Here is a 1,665-nt window from a genome sequence, read left to right on the forward strand (position 1 = left end):
GGCCCGCGGTGCGGGGCCGGCGCGTCCTCCCGGCGGGGTGCCAGGCCGGTGCCGGCGATCCGGTCGCGCAACGGGCGGCGGCGCAGCGCGGCGAGCACCGCGTACAGTTCGTCGGCCAGGGGGACGGGCAGTTCGGCGTCCAGGTCGCGCATCGCGGTGGTGGTGGCGGCCCGTTCCGCCTCGATGACCGGCAGCAGTCCGTACGCCCGGTCAGTCAGCGCGACGATCCGCTGCCGGGCGTCCGCGCCGGGGCGCAGCGTGACCAGGCCGGCGCGGCTCATCTGGGCGACCGTCTGGCTGGCGGCGGAGTGAGTGACGCCGACCCGGGTGGCGAGGTCCCGGATGGGCAGCGGTCCGTCGGCCACCAGCACCCGCACCAGCGGTGAGAAGCGCGGCCGGTACTCGGCGAGGTCCAGGTCGGCGTAGACGGTGGCGACGTCGCCGTCCAGCAGTTCCAGCACGTGCCGCAGCAGCGTGCCGAGGGCCTCACGGTCGGGGGTTCCGGTCACGTCCGCTAATGTAACAGCGCTGTTGTATCTGGCCCGCGGGGAGGGACTGCGATGTATCCACCGATCGAGCCGTACGCGCACGGCATGCTCGAGGTCGGCGACGGCAACCAGGTCTACTGGGAGACCTGCGGCAACCCCGACGGCCGGCCGGCGCTGGTGGTGCACGGCGGCCCGGGCTCCGGCGCCACCCCCGGCTGGCGGCGCCTGTGCGACCCGGCCGCCTACCGGATCGTCCTGCTCGACCAGCGGGGCTGCGGGCGCAGCACCCCGCACGCCAGCGACCCGGCGGTGGACCTGTCGGTCAACACCACCGCGCACCTGCTCGCCGACATCGAGCGGCTGCGGGTGCACCTGGGCATCGACCGGTGGCTGCTCACCGGCGCCTCCTGGGGCTCGTCGCTGGCCCTCGCCTACGCCCAGCGCCACCCCGACCGGGTCACCGGCCTGGTGCTGTACAGCGTGGTGGCCAACACCCGGCGGGAGATCGAGTGGATCACCCGGGACATGGGCCGGATCTTCCCCGAGGAGTGGGCCCGCTTCCGCGCCGGCGTGCCGGAAGCCGACCGCGACGGCGACCTGACCGCCGCGTACGCCCGGCTGCTGGCCGACCCCGACCCGCAGGTACGCGACCGGGCCGCGCGCGACTGGTGCGCCTGGGAGGACGTGCACGTCTCCCTCGCCGGCGGCTTCAAGCCCAGTCCCCGCTACGCCGATCCGGTGTTCCGGATGGCGTTCGCCCGGCTGGTCACCCACTACTGGACCAACGGCGCCTTCATGCCCGACGGGCAGGTGCTGCGCGACGCCGGAAAGCTCACCGGCATCCCCGGGGTGCTGGTGCAGGGCCGCCTCGACGTCAGCGGCCCGCCGGACATCGCCTGGCAGCTGACCCAGGGGTGGCCCGACGCCCGGCTGGTGATCATCGAGACCGGTGGCCACGGCGGCGGCCCGGGCATGACGGAGACGGTGGTCCGGGCGCTGGACGAGTTCGCCCGCCGCCCCTGAGCGAGGGCCCGGTTCAGCCGGCGGCCAGGACCGCCCGCAGCGGACCGCTCTTCGCCGCCGCCTCGGCCACCTCGGCCGCCGGGTCGCTGCCCCAGGTGATGCCGCCGCCGGCCCACACGTGCAGCCGCCCGGCGTCCGCGGCGGCGGCATCACC

At 75.5% G+C, this 1,665-nt stretch carries 3 protein-coding genes; 1 reads left to right on the forward strand and 2 read right to left on the reverse strand.

Features of this window, described 5'->3' with window-relative positions; translation table 11 throughout:
* Positions 1–509: MarR family winged helix-turn-helix transcriptional regulator (locus DKL51_RS32215; protein ID WP_124813150.1), on the reverse strand; the 509-nt coding region annotated here is incomplete at its 3' end.
* Between the two features lie 51 nt (positions 510–560).
* Here DKL51_RS32215 and pip point away from each other — a divergent pair.
* Positions 561–1,511: a prolyl aminopeptidase gene (pip, locus tag DKL51_RS32220; RefSeq protein ID WP_109966793.1), complete on the forward strand. Its 951-nt coding sequence runs from the start codon at positions 561–563 to the stop codon at positions 1,509–1,511.
* Positions 1,512–1,524: 13 nt separating this feature from the next.
* On the opposite strand, the gene DKL51_RS32225 is transcribed toward pip, so the two are convergent.
* Positions 1,525–1,665 (reverse strand): chorismate-binding protein (locus DKL51_RS32225; RefSeq protein WP_185734997.1); only part of this gene is annotated, 141 nt, incomplete at its 5' end.

This window comes from Micromonospora globispora, from assembly GCF_003857015.1.
Taxonomy (GTDB): Bacteria; Actinomycetota; Actinomycetes; order Mycobacteriales; family Micromonosporaceae; genus Micromonospora; species Micromonospora globispora.

Bases quoted from the DNA above. Each gene is read 5' to 3' on its own strand.
- pip (WP_109966793.1), top strand. From the start codon at position 561: ATGTATCCACCGATCGAGCCGTACGCGCACGGCATGCTCGAGGTCGGC.